Below are 18,704 nucleotides of genomic sequence, written 5' to 3' on the forward strand. Positions count from 1 at the left end.
AAATGAAAGGGGCGAATGACCATGGCTGTATTACAAGTGGCAATTCTAGGTTTTGGAACGGTTGGTGAAGGGGTTTATCGGACGATTCAATCACATGCGGAGGAGTTAACAGCGGTATTAGGGAAAAAAGTGGAAGTGGCAGCTGTTCTGATAAAAAACAAGCAAAAGCCAAGAAATATTAGTGAGGAGGTTCTTGTTACTACAGAATTTGCAGAAATTCTCTGCCTTCCGCAGCTTGATATTGTTGTCGAAGCCATCGTCGACAGAGAACCGCCCTTTTCATTTTTGAAAAAGGCAATTGACCATGGCTGTCATGTTATTACCGCTAATAAGGAAATGTTTGCCCATCATGGAAAAGAGCTGTTGGAGCTAGCGAATGAAAATAATGTATCGGTTGGCTATGAAGCAACAGTCGCCGGTGGGATTCCGGTTATTCAAACACTAAGACAATTATTAAATATCAATCGTGTAAAACAAGTTCAAGGAATCCTGAATGGGACTTCAAATTTCATTCTGTCTGAAATGCGTGAGAAAAAGCAATCATTTGCACAGGCACTGAAATTAGCCCAAGTGAACGGGTTTGCCGAGGCTAATCCAACAAATGATGTCGAAGGTTTTGATGCTTTTTATAAAACCATGATTCTTAGCAGAATCGCCTTTGGGGATGAACCAAATTGGCATGAAGTGGAGCGGGAAGGGATTACAACCATCACAAGTGAAATGATTGAATCGGCAGAAAAAATAGGGTTAAAGTATAAACATATTGCTACTATTAGCAGATCGGGTGATCAAATTAAAGCGACAGTTAAACCGGCACTGATTGGAAGGGATCATCCTTTTTACCATGTGGAAGGGGTTCAAAATGCTGTTAGTATTCAATCTGACATTGTTGGTGAAATCACGCTTCAAGGACCAGGTGCTGGGATGTTTCCAACGGCAAGTGCCGTCATCGAGGATTTGGTTTACGTGTGTAAAAACAATGCTCCTGCTCCTCGGTCAACGGCATTAACAATATAAAAATAAATCCCTCAAAAAGAGCCTCTCATGCTCTTTTTTTGTTTTCTCCAAAACAAAATGTATCCGAAATCACCTATACTAGGCTTAAGTTTAGTCAAAATCAAATGGTTATCATATTGTGTAAAAGCTCGACCAATGGGACTAGTTATTTGATGAAAACAAAAAATGAAGGGGTGCGTCATGTTAGAAAACAGCTTTACATGGTCAAAAAGCTTTAAAAATGAAAATACGCGAAAAAAGATGAAGCAAAATCCCCCAATAAGTACCGATGCGGAAGTATCCACAGTTAATAAGGACAATCACGATATTGAAGTTAGTATTATTATCCCATCACAAAATAAATATCCGCTTAATCTATTTACCCTCTATTCACTTGAACTCCAAACCTTTCATCCAGCAAAAATGGAGGTAATCTTTATTAATGATGCCTCTACAGATCAAACGGACGATCAAATAAAAGGTTATTCCCCGCAATACCATTTTAAATATATCCATAGTAAAGAAAAGTTGGGGAGGGCAAAGGTCAGGAATTTAGGTATTCGCTCTGCAAGAGGAAGCCTGCTGATTTTTCTTGATGCAGAAATGATGGTGGAACCCGATTTTGTCGCTAATCACTATAAGCATCACCAAACCAAGAATAACCTCATTTTGTCTGGGGTTATGCATTCCAAAGCACTTTATTCATGTGTTTTCCCGGCCTTCTCTGAGAAAAAAATAGATGCAATTACAGATTTATCCAAAAATAACAAGGAAATATATACGAGATTTCGTAACCGTAATGGCAATCTTGATCAACCATTCCCATTATTAAATAAAGGCGATTTAACTCGTAACACCTATCGAGATCTTGCCTTTAATGCCTTCCCATGGTTTCGGCAAATAATAAGAAATTACGGAAATGATTTAGAAGGCTTTGCGTTTCCATGGATGGCCTTTCTTACCGGGAATGTCTCGATCAAGAAGGAATTGATTGTCCAGGCTGGTGGGTTTGATGAAGAGTTTTATCACTATGGTTATGAAGACTGGGAATTAGGATACCGGTTATACAAAATGGGTGCGGAGTACATGGTCAGCGAACAATTAATTACCTACCATCAGGAGCATCCCGTTGGCGAAAGTAAATGGAAGGAAGCAGTTGGAAACTTTGGCCTGTTTACGATCAAACATCATGATGTTGATGTCCTCATCCTAGGACTTGAGCTTACCGGACTTACTGATCTACTAACGATGAGTAAGATTTTACGAGAATATAAAGCACTTGGACAATCGAGCCCTGAGCAGTTTAAAAAATTTCAAGAAAAATTTGTCCATATACTTGAAACCATCATCCTGATGCTCCAAGTCGATATCCGTCATTTCAATATCTTAGGTGCTTCAGGCTTTACTTCAGAGCAGCGGAAAGAACTCCTTGCTGATACAAAAAGTCTAAGCGGCTATCCCAATTTAGCAAACTTTTTAAAGCAGGTTATAAATTCCTAATATTTGAAGGAGTGAAAATGTGGTTTCCATTATAACGTGTACGATAAGAGAAGAGAGTATCGATAATGTCTTCAGAAATTACCAACAACAAACTTGGCCAGATAAAGAATTGATCATTATCCTGAACAGGGATTCGATGGATATTGACCAATGGATCAAAAAGGCCAAAAATTATTCTAATGTCCGGGTATTTCAATTGCATGAAAAAGCAACACTGGGGGATTGCTTAAATTTTGGGGTAATGAACGCAGGTTATGATATTATTGCGAAATTTGATGACGATGATTATTACGGTCCCGAATATATTGCAAGTTCAATCGAAGCTTTTACTAATAAACAGGTTTCGATCGTAGGAAAAAGCTCCTACTATATTTATTTTAAAAATAAAAAAGCCTTGATTCATGTGAATGGTACAGAGAATTCTATGACAGATACGGTTGCAGGAGCAACGTTACTGTTTAGGAAAGACATTTTTCATTATGTTCGCTTTGAAAAGGTAAATCGTGCCGAGGATTACTGGTTTATTGATCAATCGAAAAAAGCAGGCTTTCACGTTTATTCTACAGACCCACGACATTTTGCCGTTATTCGTAATGACTCAGACAAACATACGTGGAAGATTTCCGATGAAGATTTAATGGGGTGGGGTGATTTAGTCGGCTATACAGAAAATTTCGAGTCAATTGTATCAAATAGGAAGTAATTCTAATCAAGTGGAAGCAGGCCAAACCTGCTTCCATTTTTCTTTAGAGAGGATTACTTGCCTTTTCGGGCGCGCTGGTTAGCCGCATTCGCGCGGGCTTGTGCTTCCAAGTCCGCGTTATCTGCTAATTCTTGTGAATACTCTACATCCATTCCATCAGATTTCATGCTTTTCGGCACTTGTGGAAGTGATGCTTTATTTTTATCGCGACTTCTTTGTCCTCGTGACCGACCCATTAGAAAAACCCCTTTCATTTGTAAAAATAATAAGGAGCCGGAAACGCTCCTCATTACTAGCTTTTACAGGTAGGAAGAGGTTCATTAGTGGAAAAATCTTTAAGCGATTTAAAGCTTTGTTTTTCTGTCATGATAACCGCCAGCACGGTCAGCCATTTTAAATTCCCTTTGATAGGATACTTCCTGCATGCTCGAAAGCGTATATTTGCCTCTATCCCTATCCTTTTTCTTCTTTTCTGCCATTTTGCTCATTCCTTTCAACAATTAATAGTCAATCGTCATCAAGCGAAGTAGAAAAAAACTCATTTCCATTTTTACCTATTCGGAAAGGAATGATACTAATTTGTGGAAAATATATTTATTTACATCGAACTAGCAATGAAAATTATGATAAAGTAATGCTGAGGTGAAGGAATTGGCCATTATTACAAAGATCACCACGCAGCAGAAAAATAAGGATCGTTTTAATGTGTTCATGGATTATGGCAAAGGCGAAGAATTTGCATTTAGTGTTGATAGTGATGTATTCATCAAACATCAATTAAAAAAGGGAATGGAGCTTGATGATTTTTCACTCTTAGAAATTCAATACCAAGATGACGTTCGCAAGGCCTACAACCTAGCCGTCAATTATTTGGCAAGAAGAATGAGAGCGGAAAAAGAGATTAAGGATTACCTTCTAAAAAAGGAAATAGATGAACCAATCATAAAAGAGGTTATACATAGGTTGACCGCTCAAAAATACATCAATGATGAGGAATTTGCGTTAGCCTTCGTAAGGACACTAGCGAATACAACTGATAAAGGCCCTAATGTCATCAAAATGGAATTAAGGGAAAAGGGAATGGAAGAGAAGATTCTCCAACGCGCCCTAGAAGAATTTCCTTTAGAGCAGCAGATTGAAAAAGCAACGAAGCTAAGCAAAAAGCTGCTTCAAAAGTATGCAAAGGAATCACCTAAAATTCAAAAACAAAAGCTTGAGAATGTCTTGATTAGAAAAGGGTATTCTTTTGAGGTAATAGCTATGGTTATCAGTGAAATAGAAATGCCTAAAGAGGCTGATGAAGAGATGAATGCCATCAGATATCAAGGTGAAAAGGCGCATCGGAAATTTTCCCAATTAGCTGGGTATGAGTATCAGCAAAAGATGAAACAGGTTTTATATAGAAAAGGTTTTTCACTCGATCTAATTGAAAGGTTTCTTGCTGAATTAGAAAACTCATGACAATAAACGTCATGAGTTTTTCCTCTCGATTACAATTGAATCTTGATCCAACTGGCCCATAATGATCTCGGCAATTTCCTTGGCAGATCTTAGGGAGGATTTGTCTTTAATATGGTCGCTTTCATCCCAGAAAGGGGTATTCATACCGCCCATATAAACAGCGTTAAACTTAATTCCGCTGCCTTCATATTCTTTTTGCAGGCTTTCTGTAAAGCCCCTAATCGCAAACTTGCTAGCAACATACACAGCCTCATTCACTTTGCCCCTTAATCCGGCAGTAGAGATAATATTGATAATTTGCCCGGCATGATTGTGTTGCAGGACAGGAAGGACTGCCTTTGTCATCAAAATAGTCCCAAAGATATTTGTATCAATCATTTGGCTTATTTGCTGCTCAGTTATTTCCGTAAATGCGCCAAAATGCCCAATCCCTGCGTTATTGACCAAACCGAAAATCGTGTATCTACTGCTTAATTCTTTCACATTGTTTCCAATATCCTCAATGTTCCGGATATCTAATTGGAGAATATCTGCCTTTCCACCCATCGTTTCAATTTCCTTTTTTACCTCTGTTAATTTCTCCAAAGTTCTTCCAGTTAATAAAAGGTGATAGCCCTTTTGTGAAAAAAGAAGGGCTAATTCCTTTCCCAACCCTGAACCGGCTCCAGTTATAATAATTGTCTTCATTAATAGGCTCCTTTCAAAGTTATACCTTTATTAATTGTACAAATATTACTATACTAAAATAAAAGGATAAATGGGAGTGAAAGTGATGCAACAGGAGAAACGCTACAGTGCAATGTCAGAACATGAATTAAGGCAAGAAATTGCTAGCATACAAGAAAAGGCTAGAAAAGCAGAGCAATTGGGAATGGTCAATGAGTTTGCTGTTCTTGAAAGAAAAGTGCAAATGGCCAGGGCGTATTTAATGAATCCTGATTCTTTTAAACCCGGTGAGATTTATGAAATTGAAGGGGATCCTGGCCAATATTTTAAAATTGATTATATGAATGGCGTTTTTGCATGGGGCTACAGGCTTAAAGGTGATGGAAAAGAAGAAGCACTACCGATTTCTTTACTAAAGTGGTTAAAATAAATGAAAAGCCAGAGAACTCAATCTCTGGCTTTTCATTTTTAATATTGCGGTGATTCGTCATCGCGCTCCCCAGAAGCTCGCATTCGCTCTTGTGGATGGGTATTAATCGTACCATTTGCTCTCTTTGAAGCATATTCTGCTTTTGCTCGTGGCTCTCCCTCAAGCTTATTATTATTTTGATTAGGGAATCCTGTTTCTTTATTTCTCATGCTGGTACCTCCATTTAGGGAATGAGAAACACGTGAAAAGCAAAGAGCATCCTCGGGTGCTTACCACGTACTGTTAGTATTCACGCTTTGAAGGAAGCTTATTTTAAAAGAAAATGGAAAAAACGATGACCATAGTCAAAAGCTTTTTAGCTTGGTATTATACTCAACTTCTTCCGTAATTTCTTTTCACTAAACACCCAGCCCGTATATGAACTGATTCGATTTAAGTCCCTGTCTAATTGAACAACCGCCACAAAGGGGTAGTGGCCATTACTCCGGTAGCGTAAATCAATAAAACGAACTTCGTAAAAATCATTGTACTCATCAACTTCCCAGCGATATACAGGGGAAAATGATAAAAACGCTGAAAGATTCTTATCCTTTTTGGCTGCTTCGATGACAGGTGTATTAGGGACAGGTATTCGGTTAAAGCGGTCAAGAATGTCCACTTGATCCTTAACAGCTTTCCCGACAAAAAATTGCTGGTTATTCATGGCCGCAATTCGCCATTGATGATATCTCATGGTTGGTGCAATAATGATTTCTGTGGCGTCAGGGATGATGGCTCTTACCCCAACCAAAACTCGTTTCTTTGCTTGATACCGTCTGATATAGTAGGTAAAGATGACGGCATACATTAGTAAAAAGGTAATGCCCGGATTTGCCCCTAAAATCCAAATAAATATCCCTATAACATGAATGCCGAAAATAATCGGATCAAAGGTGTTTATGACGCCGAGCGCTACCCATTTTGTAGAAAAAGGTCTCAGCGCTTGCGTGCCATAGGCATTAAAAATATCAACAAATACATGGATGAACACAGCTGCGAACGTCCATGCCCATAAATGCAATAAATTGGCTGATGTAAAGAAAGGGTAAATGACAGCTACAATGAGGAGCGGCCATAATAACACTGCAGGTATGGAATGTGTCACTCCACGATGATTCCGAATGTAAATGGCATTATTTCTTAGTTTTAACACTGTATCGATATCTGGTATTTGTGAACCTGCAATCGTGGCAATTAACACACTGGTTGCAGTAGCGTGGCTGGCGGCGACGGATGGATCCAAGGTTGCAAGCCCACCCAGGGCAATCCCCATTACAACATGTGTTCCAGTATCCAAAAGGAAAATCCTCCTTTAATAATTTCTTGTCAAAAGAAATAAATTAGCTTATCGTAAAACGAAAATGTCTTATTATTATACCCTTTTTAACAATTTGGAGGCACTAATTATATGTTAATTGGACACGAAATTTTCAAAAATATCAATATAAATGCTTTTCAAAATGATTTAATAGCCTGGTTTAAAAATGAACAGCGTGACTTGCCTTGGCGCAAAGACCAAGATCCATATAAGGTATGGGTTTCAGAAATTATGTTGCAGCAAACAAGAGTCGACACCGTCATCCCGTATTTTAATCGTTTTATTGAATGGTTTCCTACAATTGATGATTTGGCTGAAGCGGACGAAGATAAAGTGCTTAAAGCTTGGGAAGGGCTCGGATATTATTCAAGAGTGCGAAACCTGCAATCTGCGGTTAAGGAAGTAAAAGAAAAATATAACGGAGAGGTGCCAAATACACCAAAGGAAATCGCAGAACTTAAAGGGGTAGGGCCCTATACAGCAGGTGCGATTCTAAGTATTGCCTACGGAATCCCAGAGCCTGCAGTTGATGGAAATGTGATGAGGGTCTTATCACGAATTCTCTCCATTTGGGATGACATTGCTAAACCCTCATCCCGAAAGATATTTGAACAAGTCGTGCGTGGATTAATTTCCCATGAGGACCCATCCGCATTTAATCAGGCGTTAATGGAATTAGGGGCGTTGATTTGTACTCCGACATCTCCTTCCTGTTTATTATGTCCGGTCCGCGAACATTGCCAGGCCTTCTTTGCAGGGGTCCAAAATGAGCTGCCGGTAAAAACGAAGAAAACGAAGACGCGTGATGTCCAACTGGCCTCAGCAATCATTACGGATACATCGGGTAAATTTTTAATTCATAAGCGCCCTAAAAATGGGCTGCTTGCGAATTTATGGGAATTCCCAACAATCGAGCTCCATCATCCCATGCTAAACGATCGGGAGCATATAGTTACCCGTTTTAACGAAACCCTTGATTTGGATATCAATCTTGAGCAAATCATTGGTCAAATTGACCATGTATTTTCCCATTTAGTTTGGAATTTGAAAGTATACACTGGGACCATTACTTCTGAATTTACGGAAACCGACGAGTGGAAGCTGGCTTCCTTTGAAGAAATGAAAGAATATGCCTTCCCTGTTCCTTATCAAAAAATGTTTAAACTGTATCAAAGTTTGTAAGAGAAGAGACCGTCCTAACGCGCGGTCTCTTTTCATTCACATTTTAATCCCGCCGCGGCTTTCAATTTCTTCAATGATTTCACGATGAATGGTCTGCCCTTCACTGTTTAAATAGGGGGCAATTTGCTGCAAGGAATGATGAAAAAAGGCAAGCTCCGAATCCTCCCAATTAGATTTCCCCATCATCGAAAGCTCAGTCATATCTCGTCCATCATACATAGCCTACATCTTCCTCCCAAATGATTAATTTGTCCTTAGTGTCTTTTATAAATTGTCTTCTATACGTAGAAAAGATAAAATAGTAACAAAACTGTACATGAAGAAGGGAATAGAGAAAATGACACAAAAAGTAGCATTAATAACAGGCAGCAGCAGAGGAATTGGCAAGGCAACCGCACTTAGGTTAGCAGAAGCCGGATATGATATCGTGATTAATTATGCGAGAAGTAAAAAATCTGCTCTAGAAGTGGCTGAACAAATTGAAGCACTGGGTCGAAAGGTATTAATTGTTAAAGCCAATGTGGGAGATGTGGCTAAAATTAGAGATATGTTTGCTCAAATCGACCAGGAATACGGTCGTTTAGATATATTTGTCAATAATGCCGCATCAGGTGTGCAGCGACCTATCATGGAACTGGAAGAGTCACACTGGGACTGGACTTTAAATATTAACAGTAAAGCCTTATTATTCTGTGCTCAAGAAGCGGCAAAATTGATGGAAAGAAATGGCGGCGGGAAAATTGTCAGCATCAGTTCGCTTGGATCCATTCGCTATTTAGAAAATTACACAGTAGTTGGTGTATCAAAAGCAGCCCTTGAAGCATTAACAAGATATTTAGCGGTTGAATTGGCATCGAAAAATATTATTGTTAATGCTGTTTCTGGCGGCGCAGTGGATACAGAAGCATTGAAGCATTTCCCTAATCGAGAAGAACTTCTTCAAGAAGCGAAAGAAAAAACCCCAGCAGGAAGAATGGTAGAAATTGATGATATGGTGAATAGCATCATGTTCCTTTTATCCGATGAATCAAGTATGATTAGAGGTCAAACCATTATTGTTGATGGCGGAATTTCATTACTCGTATAAGTTATTTCTAAATAGTAATTTTAATGGATAATCTCCGCGAAGCATGGATACATTATATTCGTGGAGGTGATAACCATGGCAAAATTCAATCAACAGCCAAACAAGACTTCAGCTGGAACAAACATCCAGGAAGTAAGACAACAAAATGCGGGGTCTGCTGGTGCAGGTTCTGCAGGTCAATTTGGTACTGAATTCGCAAGTGAAACCAATGCTGCAGAAGTAAGAAAGCAAAATGCTCAATCTGCACAAGGCGGTTCACAAGGTCAGTTCGGAACTGAATTTGGCAGTGAAACAAATGCACAAGAAGTAAGAAAGCAAAACCAAGCTGCTGAAGCTCGTAAAAACCAAAACGCAGGTCAATTTGGACAAGAATAAATATACTTAATCACTAGGGAGGCGCTCTTTTCGTTAAAGAGTGCCTTCTTCCTGTAATGCAGGGCGCTTCCGCTTTTCGATTTTCGACAAAACTTCCTCCCTTTTTACATAAGTAGTCAAAGGAAATCAGCAGTTGGAAAAGAATACATAGTATAGCTTAAAAAAATAAGGCGGTGAGGGAAATGGATCAGTTTAACCGATTGGTTTCCGAACAAATGGCGACAATGGAAAAATTACTATACCTTCAAACAGAACTCGAGCGTTGCCAACAAATTGAAGAAGAGCTTCAAACCTTAGAGAATGCCACAGACCTCGATAGTATTCAAAATGATATTCTCTTGATGAAAAAAGAGCTGAAAGAGATTCAACACATTTTTGAGAAGCAAACAGAAGAGGTTATTAATTCCTATCGAGAAACAAACTTAACCACGTCTGTCTAATTTTTTAGAGAGAAAATCAGGCACTTTTGCCGTGTTCTGCCCTATTTCCACAATAAATTCGCAATTTTTTACAAAGAGCCACTTGAATTGTGGCTCTTTTGTTTTAAATTCTGTCCTTAACCGTTATAATAATAAAAAATAGGAATTTTACTTTGTTACCTCTTATCATTAATTAGTAAAGGTTTAGGAATTAGGTTGCAAAGCGTTCAGGAATGAAGGTAGGGGAGAACATGGGCGTACCCATAGAAGGTGAACCAATGCAAATACATAGCTATAAGCATAATGGGCACATCCATCGCGTCTGGGAGGAAACAACCGTTTTAAAAGGGTCACAGAATTTGGTGATTGGTGGAAATGACCGAACTCTTGTTACAGAATCAGATGGCAGGACATGGATTACAAGGGAACCGGCAATTTGCTACTTCCACTCACAGTACTGGTTCAATGTCATAGGAATGATTCGTGAAGACGGCATTTATTATTACTGTAATATCAGTTCACCATTCATTTTTGATGGTGAGGCACTAAAGTATATTGATTATGACCTTGATATCAAGGTGTATCCTGATATGACCTTTAATTTACTAGACGAGGATGAATATGAACGCCATCGCCGTGAAATGAATTATCCAGATGCGATTGATCAAATTTTAAAAAGAAATGTGGAAAAATTAATTCAATGGATTCGGCAGCGGAATGGCCCGTTTGCACCAGATTTTATTGATATTTGGTATGAACGATATCTAACGTACAGACGTTAGAAACTTAACACCTGTTGATTGTTATATCAACAGGTGTTCGTATGTTCTGAAGGAAGGGGCATCTATTACTTTGAATAGTATTCGCAGATATCTTCAATTTGTGAAACCATATCGACTGCAGATTATCGGGACAGTCATTATAGGGGTAATAAAGTTTTCCATCCCGTTGATCATCCCGATGTTAATTAAGTATGTGGTTGATGATATTGTTGGGAATCAAACCCTATCCCATGATGGGAAAATTAATAAACTTATGCTCATTATGGTAGTCATGATTGTCGTTTTTGTCATCCTAAGACCGCCGATTGAGTATTATCGCCAATATTATGCCCAGTGGACGGCTAGTAAAATTTTATATGATATTCGCGATCAGATGTACACCCATATCCAAAAGTTAAGCTTCAAGTATTATTCCAATACCAGAGCAGGGGAAATTATTTCACGTGTAATTAATGATGTGGAACAGACAAAGACCTTTGTAATATCAGGATTAATGAATCTTTGGCTTGATATTGCCACTATTATCCTTGCTATTATTCTTATGTTTTATATGAATGTGAAATTAACAGTCGTATCGATCCTGCTCTTCCCGCTATACGCCTTTTCCGTTCGATATTTTTTTGGTAATCTTCGTCATTTAACAAGGAAGAGATCGCAGGCACTGGCGGAGGTGCAAAGCTATTTGCATGAACGAGTGCAGGGAATGCCGGTCATCAAGAGCTTTGCGATTGAAGAGTACGAGCAGACACAGTTTGATAAGCAGAATAAAAACTTTTTAGAAAAAGCTTTACAGCACACAAGCTGGAACGCTAAGTCATTTGCAGTAGTCAATACGATTACAGATATTGCCCCTTTAATTGTTATCGGATACTCTGCCTATCTTGTCATTCAGCAGCAATTGTCATTAGGAACAATGGTTGCGTTTTTTGCGTATATTGATAAACTTTATAATCCGTTAAGAAGGTTAGTGAATTCTTCTACCACCATTACGCAATCGTTCGCTTCCATGGACCGTGTATTTGAATTTTTAGATGAGAAATATGATATTGTTGATGAGCCAAATGCGAGGGTGTGCAGCAATGTAAAAGGGGATATTTCCTTTGAACATGTTTCTTTCTCGTATGATAAAGAAGATGAAATGGTCCTAAAAGAGATTCATTTAGATGTAAAAAGGGGAGAAACGATTGCGCTGGTTGGAATGAGCGGCGGCGGAAAATCGACGCTGGTCAGTTTGATTCCCCGATTTTATGATGTCACCAAAGGAAGAATTACCTTAGATGGGGTGGATATCCGTCAATTTAAGGTTCAAACGCTCCGTGATAAAATTGGCGTGGTTTTTCAAGATAATATTCTTTTCAGCGAATCCGTTATCGACAATATTTTATTGGGAAAACCGGGGTCCACTGAGGAAGAGGTCGTTCAAGCAGCTAAAGCAGCAAATGCCCATGAATTTATTCTAAATCTTTCAGATGGATACAACACCAAGGTGGGGGAAAGAGGTGTGAAGCTTTCCGGAGGTCAGAAGCAAAGGGTTGCAATTGCTAGGGTATTTTTAAAAAATCCTCCCATCTTAATTCTTGATGAGGCAACATCAGCACTGGATTTAGAAAGCGAGCATTCGATCCAGGAATCACTAGAAGAGCTGGCTAAGGATCGAACCACCTTCATTGTCGCACACCGGTTATCAACGATTACACATGCCAATCGGATTGTCCTAATTGAACATGGTCAAATCGTAGAAATTGGGACACATGAGGAACTAATGAATAAGCGTGGAAATTATTATAATTTATTTCAGGTGCAGCAGTTAGAACAGAAAGAACCCGTTGCGGAGTAATGTGATCCGCAACGGGTTCTTTTTTAATCGGCATTTTCTACTTCTATTGATATTTCGTTGTGATGAAAGGAATGGAAGCTGGTGATTAGAGTATCGAGATGTTCTACCTGTTCACCGTAATCAATAATAGAAGCGACAATTTGCATGGTATGGTAGTGATGTGGGCTATTTTGCTCGGCAGTTTCCTTTTGATGGGCTAAAAAGTAGTCGAAAAGTTCCTGCTTATTTAGGTAAAGATTCTCTTCAGGATTTGGAGTAGGAGTGGGAATCTTTCCTATGAATCTCAGTAAGACTTGTTCATGATGATAGATGAGGCTGTCGACTTGTTCTTGAATCGATTGCTTAAAGTCTTCAGGAAGCTGTAACAGTTCATTTTCATAACGATGTAATCTTTTTAACGTATCGAGAGCTTTTTTTGCGGTTACATTTAATTGTCGATAAATCACAAGCTTACGTGATTTTTCCGGAAGATTTTTTTTCAAATAATAGCGTTCTTCCTTCAACATTTTATAAAACAAATCCATCATATTGATACTTTCTTTAAATTTCTTTATATCTGTTTTTAGCTGCTGATGGTCATAATCATGTCGTGTACTTAGTCGAATCCATTTAATAATTTCCTCGGTTGCATCAACGATTTTAGAATAAAGCTTATTTTCATATTTTGGCGGCATAAACACGAGATTAACAATAAATGCTGAAAATACTCCAATCATAATAGTTGAGAAACGGATTCCAGCAAACTGAATAAAATTGCCGCTTTGTGTTTCCATAATCGAAATGAGGGTGACGAGCGTAAGTCCAATGGTATTCTCTAGTTTTAATTTAAGATTAATAATAATGACAATGATAGCCGCCAAACCAATGACAATAATATGATTTCCTAATAGAAGGACGAAGATGACTGCAAGTATTGCGCCAATGAGATTTCCTTGAACTTGCTCAATAATCGTTAAATAGGACCGATAGATGGTTGGCTGGATGGCAAAAATGGCTGCGATCCCAGCGAATACAGGAGAGGGTGAGTGCAGCAATAGACCTAAGTAAAGGGATAAAACAATAGCTATTCCCGTTTTTAAAATGCGGGCACCTAACTTCATTCCGTTTGAATTCCTTTCAAAAAATAGTCGTTTTCTTCTATATTGCTCACTGAAGAACAAATATGTACTATACATGGATTAAACCATTTTATCAAGAGAAAGTATATGAATTTATATTCGTAATGTTATAGTTTTATGTACCTCAAAAAACGTCCGCTAAACAGCGGACGTCTCTTAGAATAAATCGTAAACATAGAATTTGAAAATCATCCAGCCCCAGGGACCATCCGTATTTCTTATATCATTCTGTGGAAACGGACGGATCAGCTTGTTCTTTGACTGGAAGGATTTGGATAAAGTGATTTTCCGGGTCTGCTAAAAGACCGCGAAGCTGACCTGCTTCCTCAAGTTGACCATTTTGCTCAAGTATATCGGTATATTTTCCAAGAAGTTCGTTAATATCCTGTTTGCCTTTTTCATTTAAGTCAACAACAGATACTTTCGCACCCTTGGCAATTCGTCTTTTTAAGGCGTCCTTTGTCAAGCCCATAGCAGGGAGCTGGCGGACATAAACGACACCACCGGTCATACCGGCACAGATCCAAGGACCTGGGTCGCCTAGAACTAACCCGCGACCGTTTGTCATATATTCAAAGGCAAAGCCTTTAATATTGGCATTAGCTGCAATGTTTCCGGCTTCCTTTTCGGGTAGCGGTTGTTTCACCCCGCCGCCAATAATTAAATCTGCTCCGGAGAGGCGGATACCGGCACGGGCATCAGCATTACCTTGGGCAACAAGCAGCCCCTTCTGTGCGCCGTATCCAAAACCTTTTCCAACAGAACCATTTAGCATAAGGCCATTTTTCCCTTTAGACTTAAGGACATGAATATTTCCGCCAAAAGAGGTTTTTCCAACACCGTCTTGACCGCCGCCGTTAACAGTGATTTCAATTCCTTCACTATTATAGGCGCCTAAGCCGTTACCGGGAATAGAGCCCTCCTTATACTTAAGCTGTACAGACGGCAGTTGTTTGTAGGACCCATCTAATCTTCCACGGACACGGTGGCAGGAAACACGGCTTCCTAACACGCGCTGTTCGGACGTAACACTTACGAATTCACGAGAAGAAAGGAGTTGATCTACACTTGCATCAAGGTATTCTGCGCCTGCAGCTACCTGCATTTGAACTTCTTCAATTGATTTCGACGCTTCCACTTTTGCAAATTGGCTAATTTCAAGTGGCTTTAGAAGATAAGACAGGCTTAGCTGCTGCTTTCCTTTTGCTTGCTCCAATAATTCAGAATGGCCGACAGCTTCCTGTAAGTTTTTGATTCCTAATGAAGCAGCAAGAGCTTTTAATTCTGTTCCAAAAGCAGTAAAAAGATTCATGATTCCTTGAACGGCTAATTCTAATTGGCGCGGAACAAAGCGTCTTAGTCCATGCTCTTTGGCTTGTGCTTCTGATTCAATTTGGGTGGCAATCCCAACATGGCAAGTATCTAAATGGCACCCTCGACAGGTGGTACACCCAATAGCGAGCATCGATAATGTTCCAAAGCCCACACGATTTGCACCAAGAAGCATAATTTTGATGACGTCCATGGCACTCTTCATACCGCCGTCAGCCCAAATCTCTACCTTATGGCGGAGACCGCTCTCTAAAAGGGCGTTATGCGCTGCTTTTACACCAATCTCTACCGGCAATCCGACGTATTGCAGGGCATGAATTCTCGCCGCACCTGTTCCGCCGTCAAAACCACTGAGGGTAATAATGTCGGCACCGGCTTTTGCAATCCCAACAGCAATGGTTCCAATATTCGGCACAACCGGTACTTTAACAGCAATTTTTGCCTGGTCGTTTGCTGTTTTCAACTCAAGAATCATTTGTGCCAGATCCTCAATAGAATAAATATCATGGTTGTTTGATGGTGAAATCAAATCAGAGCCAAGTGTAGCATTCCGTGCTTCAGCAACCTTTGCGGTAACCTTAGAACCTGGCAAATGACCGCCTTCTCCCGGTTTCGCCCCTTGACCAATCTTTATTTCTAATAGATTAGAAGAATTTAACAGTTCAGCGTTTACCCCAAACCTGCCGGATGCAATCTGCTGTCCGCGCGTTTTCGGATATTTGCCAAGCATATCCTTGATTTCGCCGCCTTCACCATTCAGACTGACCATATTTAAGCGGTCTGCCCCTTCAGCATAGGCTCTAAAAGCTGTCTCATTCTGCGAACCAAATGACATGGAAGAAATCAGAAACGGTAAATCATGATCACCGACACTTAGATTGACTTCACTTGGTGCAATTGATTTATTGCTCTTCTTTAGCTGAACTAAATGGCGAATCGTTGTTGGGTTTTCCGTTTCTTGTTCAGAAATTTTATCACGATATGCACTGTAGTCACCTGTTGCAGCCACCTCGCCGATTGCTTTCCAAATCCTTGGGAAGAGGTGAAAGGTTTTTCCGACCCTTTCTTTCTCATTCTGGTAATCTTCCGCTCTTTTCAATGCATCAAGCTTCATCGCTTCAAAGTCAGTTTTGAGTTCTTGTGAACCAAAGAAGTTTACAATGTTTAAAACCTTTGCGATTTCTTCATGTAAACCAATGCTAGAGAACAGTCTGCCATAACCGCGGAGCTCATGAATGCCAATTGTCGAGATTACCTTTTCCAGTCCTTTTGTTAGAGCGTTATAAAGATTTAATAACGGTTTTTCCGATTCATCAAGTACGGTTAAGAACATGTAGTATGGGCTAATTAGATCTGCACCGAGACCAAAGGCAGTAATAATGTCATGAAGCGAGCGAATCGCTGCAGAACGTAACAAAATGGAGCAATCTCTTCTTACTTCAGCCTTTACTAACGCATGATCGATTGCAGAAATAACAAGATGTGGGTCCATCCAATATAAATCCCCTTGATGGGACTTTGCATCATCCAAAATAAGTAACGTTTTCCCAGCCTGAACAGACTGAACTGCTTCATTAGCGAGCCTTTTTAATGCATCGTCTACATTTTCATCCTTTTTGAATGTGGTAGAAATATAGGCAGATAATTTTTGCTGGTGAAAATGCTGAACAACTTGATCATAGCTTGGCTGACCACTGACTTCCGAACAGGCAAAACCTATTTTTCCTTCCACTAGAAGTGGTGTGGTTAGCTCAACAACTGTTTCCGTTTCTTCTTTAAAAAATAAAGTTGGACGTTTGCCGATAATAACACGGGTGGAGAAATGCTCTGTTTCCCGGTCACGGTCAATGGCAGGATTGGTGACAACGGCAACACTTTCTTTGATATAATCAGCGATATTCACGCGTTCAGGGTTCAAGGCCGCAAGTGGTGCGTCATGTCCTAATGAACGAATGGGTTCAACCCCTTTTTCGGCCATTTGTTCAATTAACTGGATATGATCCCTTTCCCAGCCAAAGGCCTTATATTGTCCATTATGGATTTTGTCAGGGTAATTCATCGTAACCGTTTTAGCTAAAGCAGGCGGCTGCAAGCGTCCTCTTGATTCCTCGATATTTAAGCGCAAAGAAAAGCGCTGGTACACTTCTTCTTGGAAACTGTTTTGCTCGTAAACTGCTAATTTTTCTCCGTTCCACTTAAATCCAACCTTTTCACCCGGTGCTAATGGTTTCGGATCATTAACATACTCTGTCGAAGGAATAATTCCTGGTTCAGAAGAAAAGAGGTAGGAGCTTTCTGTTTCTAGCAGCCAAAGTGGTCGTAAGCCAAGTGCATCGACACTAAATACGGCTTCTTCCCCGTAACGGGAAATAATTCCAGCTGGCCCTTGGGCAAAATGTCCCCATGCTTCGCGAAGGTACGTATATAAATCTTGCAAGTGTTTAGGATAGGCCTTGATTTCATTAATAATTGGCGGAAACAAGAGATCCATTGCTTCAAACAAAGTATACCCATCACGGCAAATTAGTGTTTCCATGGTTCGGCTTAAATCTTGGGAATCACTACCGTCTTTGACTAGTGGTACATTGATCATTCGTGCTTCATCGCGGAGTTTTGAAATGGTGTTAATTTCTCCATTATGACCAAGGACGCTAAAGGGCTGTACCCGGAAAAAGCTTGAAAGAGTGTTAGTAGAATAACGATTATGACCCAATGTCATGGTTGATGCTACAAGTGGATTTGCTAAGTCATGGTAGTAACGAGGGAGAATATCCCCGGCGCCCATTACTTTGTAGACCACTTGATGATGACTAAGTGATGCCACATGGACGTGTTCATTTAACTCAAAATCAATTAAAGTTTCGAAAAGAATCTTTGTTAATTCATGGCCCTTTGTTGTTGACAAACAAGCAAATTGCCAAAACACAGGATTTTCCTGAATAGCGATCGGACCTAGGGCAGAGGAGTCAGTGACATTAGTTGTTTCAAAAACTATCTCTAATTCATGGTTGGAAAGTTTTTTTACAAGTTCTTGTTTCGTTGATTCCCAGTCAACATTTTGACTGATAAACACGTGACCAACAGCGAATTCTTCCCTATCAACAAGGTTCGGGTCAAGATCGTTCTTAAGAAGCTTTTCTTTCCAAAGCTCGGTTGGGATATCCATATGGATTCCGACACCATCGCCCTCTCCGTTAATAAAGCCGGCACGATGATTCATCGTCACAAGAGCATCGATACAAGCAAATATATTCTTTCTTGTCGGAATTTTGCTCTTTTCAAGACAGGCGACTATTCCACATGCATCATGTTCCTGTTTGTGAAAATCTTTAAATTGGGAAGGGGACCATTTTTTTGTCATATTGTTTGGCTTCATCGGTTTAGCCGCTAAAGCCGTTCACCTCCTATGAATCTTTTAAATTGTGATCATCCTGTTTTTGGGTGAAAATAGTTGATGCT

Annotated in this window: 19 protein-coding genes; 11 read left to right on the top strand and 8 right to left on the bottom strand. The window is 39.7% G+C overall.

Features of this window, described 5'->3' with window-relative positions:
- Positions 1-21: 21 nt before the first annotated feature.
- From G6554_RS19300 to G6554_RS19310, 3 genes are all read left to right on the top strand, one after another.
- Positions 22-1,017, top strand: a complete 996-nt coding sequence (locus G6554_RS19300) for a homoserine dehydrogenase (RefSeq protein WP_166244822.1) — start codon at positions 22-24, stop codon at positions 1,015-1,017.
- Positions 1,018-1,197: 180 nt separating this feature from the next.
- Entirely contained in the window at positions 1,198-2,496 is a 1,299-nt protein-coding gene (locus G6554_RS19305) for a glycosyltransferase family 2 protein (RefSeq protein ID WP_166244823.1), read from the top strand.
- A gap of 19 nt (positions 2,497-2,515) precedes the next feature.
- On the top strand, positions 2,516-3,199 hold the full coding sequence (locus tag G6554_RS19310; RefSeq protein ID WP_166244824.1) for a glycosyltransferase: 684 nt from the start codon (positions 2,516-2,518) through the stop codon (positions 3,197-3,199).
- 53 nt (positions 3,200-3,252) lie between these two features.
- Here G6554_RS19310 and G6554_RS19315 read toward each other — a convergent pair whose 3' ends face one another.
- On the bottom strand, positions 3,253-3,435 hold the full coding sequence (locus tag G6554_RS19315) for a YfhD family protein (RefSeq protein WP_166244825.1): 183 nt from the start codon (positions 3,433-3,435) through the stop codon (positions 3,253-3,255).
- Between the two features lie 108 nt (positions 3,436-3,543).
- Entirely contained in the window at positions 3,544-3,678 is a 135-nt protein-coding gene (locus G6554_RS19320; RefSeq protein WP_166244826.1) for a YfhE family protein, read from the bottom strand.
- Between the two features lie 172 nt (positions 3,679-3,850).
- Between G6554_RS19320 and recX the strand changes: the two genes are divergently transcribed.
- On the top strand, positions 3,851-4,660 hold the full coding sequence (gene recX, locus G6554_RS19325; RefSeq protein WP_166244827.1) for a recombination regulator RecX: 810 nt from the start codon (positions 3,851-3,853) through the stop codon (positions 4,658-4,660).
- Positions 4,661-4,669: 9 nt separating this feature from the next.
- Here recX and G6554_RS19330 read toward each other — a convergent pair whose 3' ends face one another.
- Positions 4,670-5,347: an SDR family NAD(P)-dependent oxidoreductase gene (locus G6554_RS19330; protein WP_166244828.1), complete on the bottom strand. Its 678-nt coding sequence runs from the start codon at positions 5,345-5,347 to the stop codon at positions 4,670-4,672.
- Between the two features lie 85 nt (positions 5,348-5,432).
- On the opposite strand from G6554_RS19330, the gene G6554_RS19335 reads away from it, so the two are divergent.
- Positions 5,433-5,756: a YfhH family protein gene (locus G6554_RS19335; RefSeq protein ID WP_166244866.1), complete on the top strand. Its 324-nt coding sequence runs from the start codon at positions 5,433-5,435 to the stop codon at positions 5,754-5,756.
- Positions 5,757-5,794: 38 nt separating this feature from the next.
- Here the strand turns inward: G6554_RS19335 and G6554_RS19340 are convergent, their stop codons facing one another.
- Together G6554_RS19340 and G6554_RS19345 are read right to left on the bottom strand one after the other, a co-directional pair.
- A complete protein-coding gene (locus G6554_RS19340; protein ID WP_149869100.1) occupies positions 5,795-5,965 on the bottom strand; it encodes a small, acid-soluble spore protein K in 171 nt (56 codons plus the stop codon).
- Positions 5,966-6,111: 146 nt separating this feature from the next.
- Positions 6,112-7,092 (bottom strand): metal-dependent hydrolase, encoded by a 981-nt coding sequence (locus G6554_RS19345; RefSeq protein ID WP_166244829.1) that lies wholly within the window; start codon positions 7,090-7,092, stop codon positions 6,112-6,114.
- 111 nt (positions 7,093-7,203) lie between these two features.
- On the opposite strand from G6554_RS19345, the gene mutY reads away from it, so the two are divergent.
- Complete coding sequence (gene mutY, locus G6554_RS19350) at positions 7,204-8,295, top strand: A/G-specific adenine glycosylase (protein WP_166244830.1); 1,092 nt, start codon at positions 7,204-7,206, stop codon at positions 8,293-8,295.
- Positions 8,296-8,331: 36 nt separating this feature from the next.
- Here the strand turns inward: mutY and G6554_RS19355 are convergent, their stop codons facing one another.
- Positions 8,332-8,514, bottom strand: coding sequence for a hypothetical protein (locus tag G6554_RS19355; protein ID WP_166244832.1), 183 nt, complete (start codon positions 8,512-8,514; stop codon positions 8,332-8,334).
- A 118-nt stretch (positions 8,515-8,632) separates the two neighbouring features.
- Between G6554_RS19355 and fabL the strand changes: the two genes are divergently transcribed.
- From fabL to G6554_RS19380, 5 genes are all read left to right on the top strand, one after another.
- Complete coding sequence (gene fabL / locus G6554_RS19360; protein ID WP_166244833.1) at positions 8,633-9,382, top strand: enoyl-[acyl-carrier-protein] reductase FabL; 750 nt, start codon at positions 8,633-8,635, stop codon at positions 9,380-9,382.
- A 75-nt stretch (positions 9,383-9,457) separates the two neighbouring features.
- Entirely contained in the window at positions 9,458-9,757 is a 300-nt protein-coding gene (locus G6554_RS19365; protein ID WP_166244835.1) for a gamma-type small acid-soluble spore protein, read from the top strand.
- A gap of 182 nt (positions 9,758-9,939) precedes the next feature.
- On the top strand, positions 9,940-10,197 hold the full coding sequence (locus G6554_RS19370) for a YgaB family protein (RefSeq protein WP_166244837.1): 258 nt from the start codon (positions 9,940-9,942) through the stop codon (positions 10,195-10,197).
- 230 nt (positions 10,198-10,427) lie between these two features.
- The gene (ntdP, locus tag G6554_RS19375; protein WP_166244839.1) at positions 10,428-10,958 is read left to right on the top strand and encodes a nucleoside tri-diphosphate phosphatase; all 531 of its coding nucleotides are present in this window, start codon (positions 10,428-10,430) and stop codon (positions 10,956-10,958) included.
- Between the two features lie 70 nt (positions 10,959-11,028).
- Positions 11,029-12,795, top strand: coding sequence for an ABC transporter ATP-binding protein (locus tag G6554_RS19380; RefSeq protein WP_166244841.1), 1,767 nt, complete (start codon positions 11,029-11,031; stop codon positions 12,793-12,795).
- A gap of 23 nt (positions 12,796-12,818) precedes the next feature.
- Here the strand turns inward: G6554_RS19380 and G6554_RS19385 are convergent, their stop codons facing one another.
- The gene (locus tag G6554_RS19385; protein ID WP_166244843.1) at positions 12,819-13,895 is read right to left on the bottom strand and encodes an FUSC family protein; all 1,077 of its coding nucleotides are present in this window, start codon (positions 13,893-13,895) and stop codon (positions 12,819-12,821) included.
- Positions 13,896-14,136: 241 nt separating this feature from the next.
- Positions 14,137-18,606 carry a glutamate synthase-related protein gene (locus G6554_RS19390; protein ID WP_166244868.1) on the bottom strand — a complete coding sequence of 1,490 codons (4,470 nt, stop codon included), beginning with the start codon at positions 18,604-18,606 and terminating at the stop codon, positions 14,137-14,139.
- Positions 18,607-18,704 lie beyond the last annotated feature (98 nt).

The sequence above is a fragment of the Bacillus sp. MM2020_4 genome, from assembly GCF_011250555.1.
Classification (GTDB): domain Bacteria; phylum Bacillota; class Bacilli; order Bacillales; family Cytobacillaceae; genus Neobacillus.

Coding starts and splice junctions, on each gene's coding strand:
- G6554_RS19370 (WP_166244837.1), top strand. CDS start 9,940: ATGGATCAGTTTAACCGATTGGTTTCCGAACAAATGGCGACAATGGAA.
- G6554_RS19365 (WP_166244835.1), top strand. CDS start 9,458: ATGGCAAAATTCAATCAACAGCCAAACAAGACTTCAGCTGGAACAAAC.
- mutY (WP_166244830.1), top strand. CDS start 7,204: ATGTTAATTGGACACGAAATTTTCAAAAATATCAATATAAATGCTTTT.
- G6554_RS19355 (WP_166244832.1), bottom strand. CDS start 8,514: ATGTATGATGGACGAGATATGACTGAGCTTTCGATGATGGGGAAATCT.
- fabL (WP_166244833.1), top strand. CDS start 8,633: ATGACACAAAAAGTAGCATTAATAACAGGCAGCAGCAGAGGAATTGGC.
- G6554_RS19340 (WP_149869100.1), bottom strand. CDS start 5,965: ATGAGAAATAAAGAAACAGGATTCCCTAATCAAAATAATAATAAGCTT.
- G6554_RS19300 (WP_166244822.1), top strand. CDS start 22: ATGGCTGTATTACAAGTGGCAATTCTAGGTTTTGGAACGGTTGGTGAA.
- G6554_RS19320 (WP_166244826.1), bottom strand. CDS start 3,678: ATGGCAGAAAAGAAGAAAAAGGATAGGGATAGAGGCAAATATACGCTT.
- G6554_RS19335 (WP_166244866.1), top strand. CDS start 5,433: ATGCAACAGGAGAAACGCTACAGTGCAATGTCAGAACATGAATTAAGG.
- G6554_RS19315 (WP_166244825.1), bottom strand. CDS start 3,435: ATGGGTCGGTCACGAGGACAAAGAAGTCGCGATAAAAATAAAGCATCA.
- G6554_RS19390 (WP_166244868.1), bottom strand. CDS start 18,606: ATGACAAAAAAATGGTCCCCTTCCCAATTTAAAGATTTTCACAAACAG.
- G6554_RS19385 (WP_166244843.1), bottom strand. CDS start 13,895: ATGAAGTTAGGTGCCCGCATTTTAAAAACGGGAATAGCTATTGTTTTA.
- G6554_RS19330 (WP_166244828.1), bottom strand. CDS start 5,347: ATGAAGACAATTATTATAACTGGAGCCGGTTCAGGGTTGGGAAAGGAA.
- G6554_RS19305 (WP_166244823.1), top strand. CDS start 1,198: ATGTTAGAAAACAGCTTTACATGGTCAAAAAGCTTTAAAAATGAAAAT.
- ntdP (WP_166244839.1), top strand. CDS start 10,428: ATGGGCGTACCCATAGAAGGTGAACCAATGCAAATACATAGCTATAAG.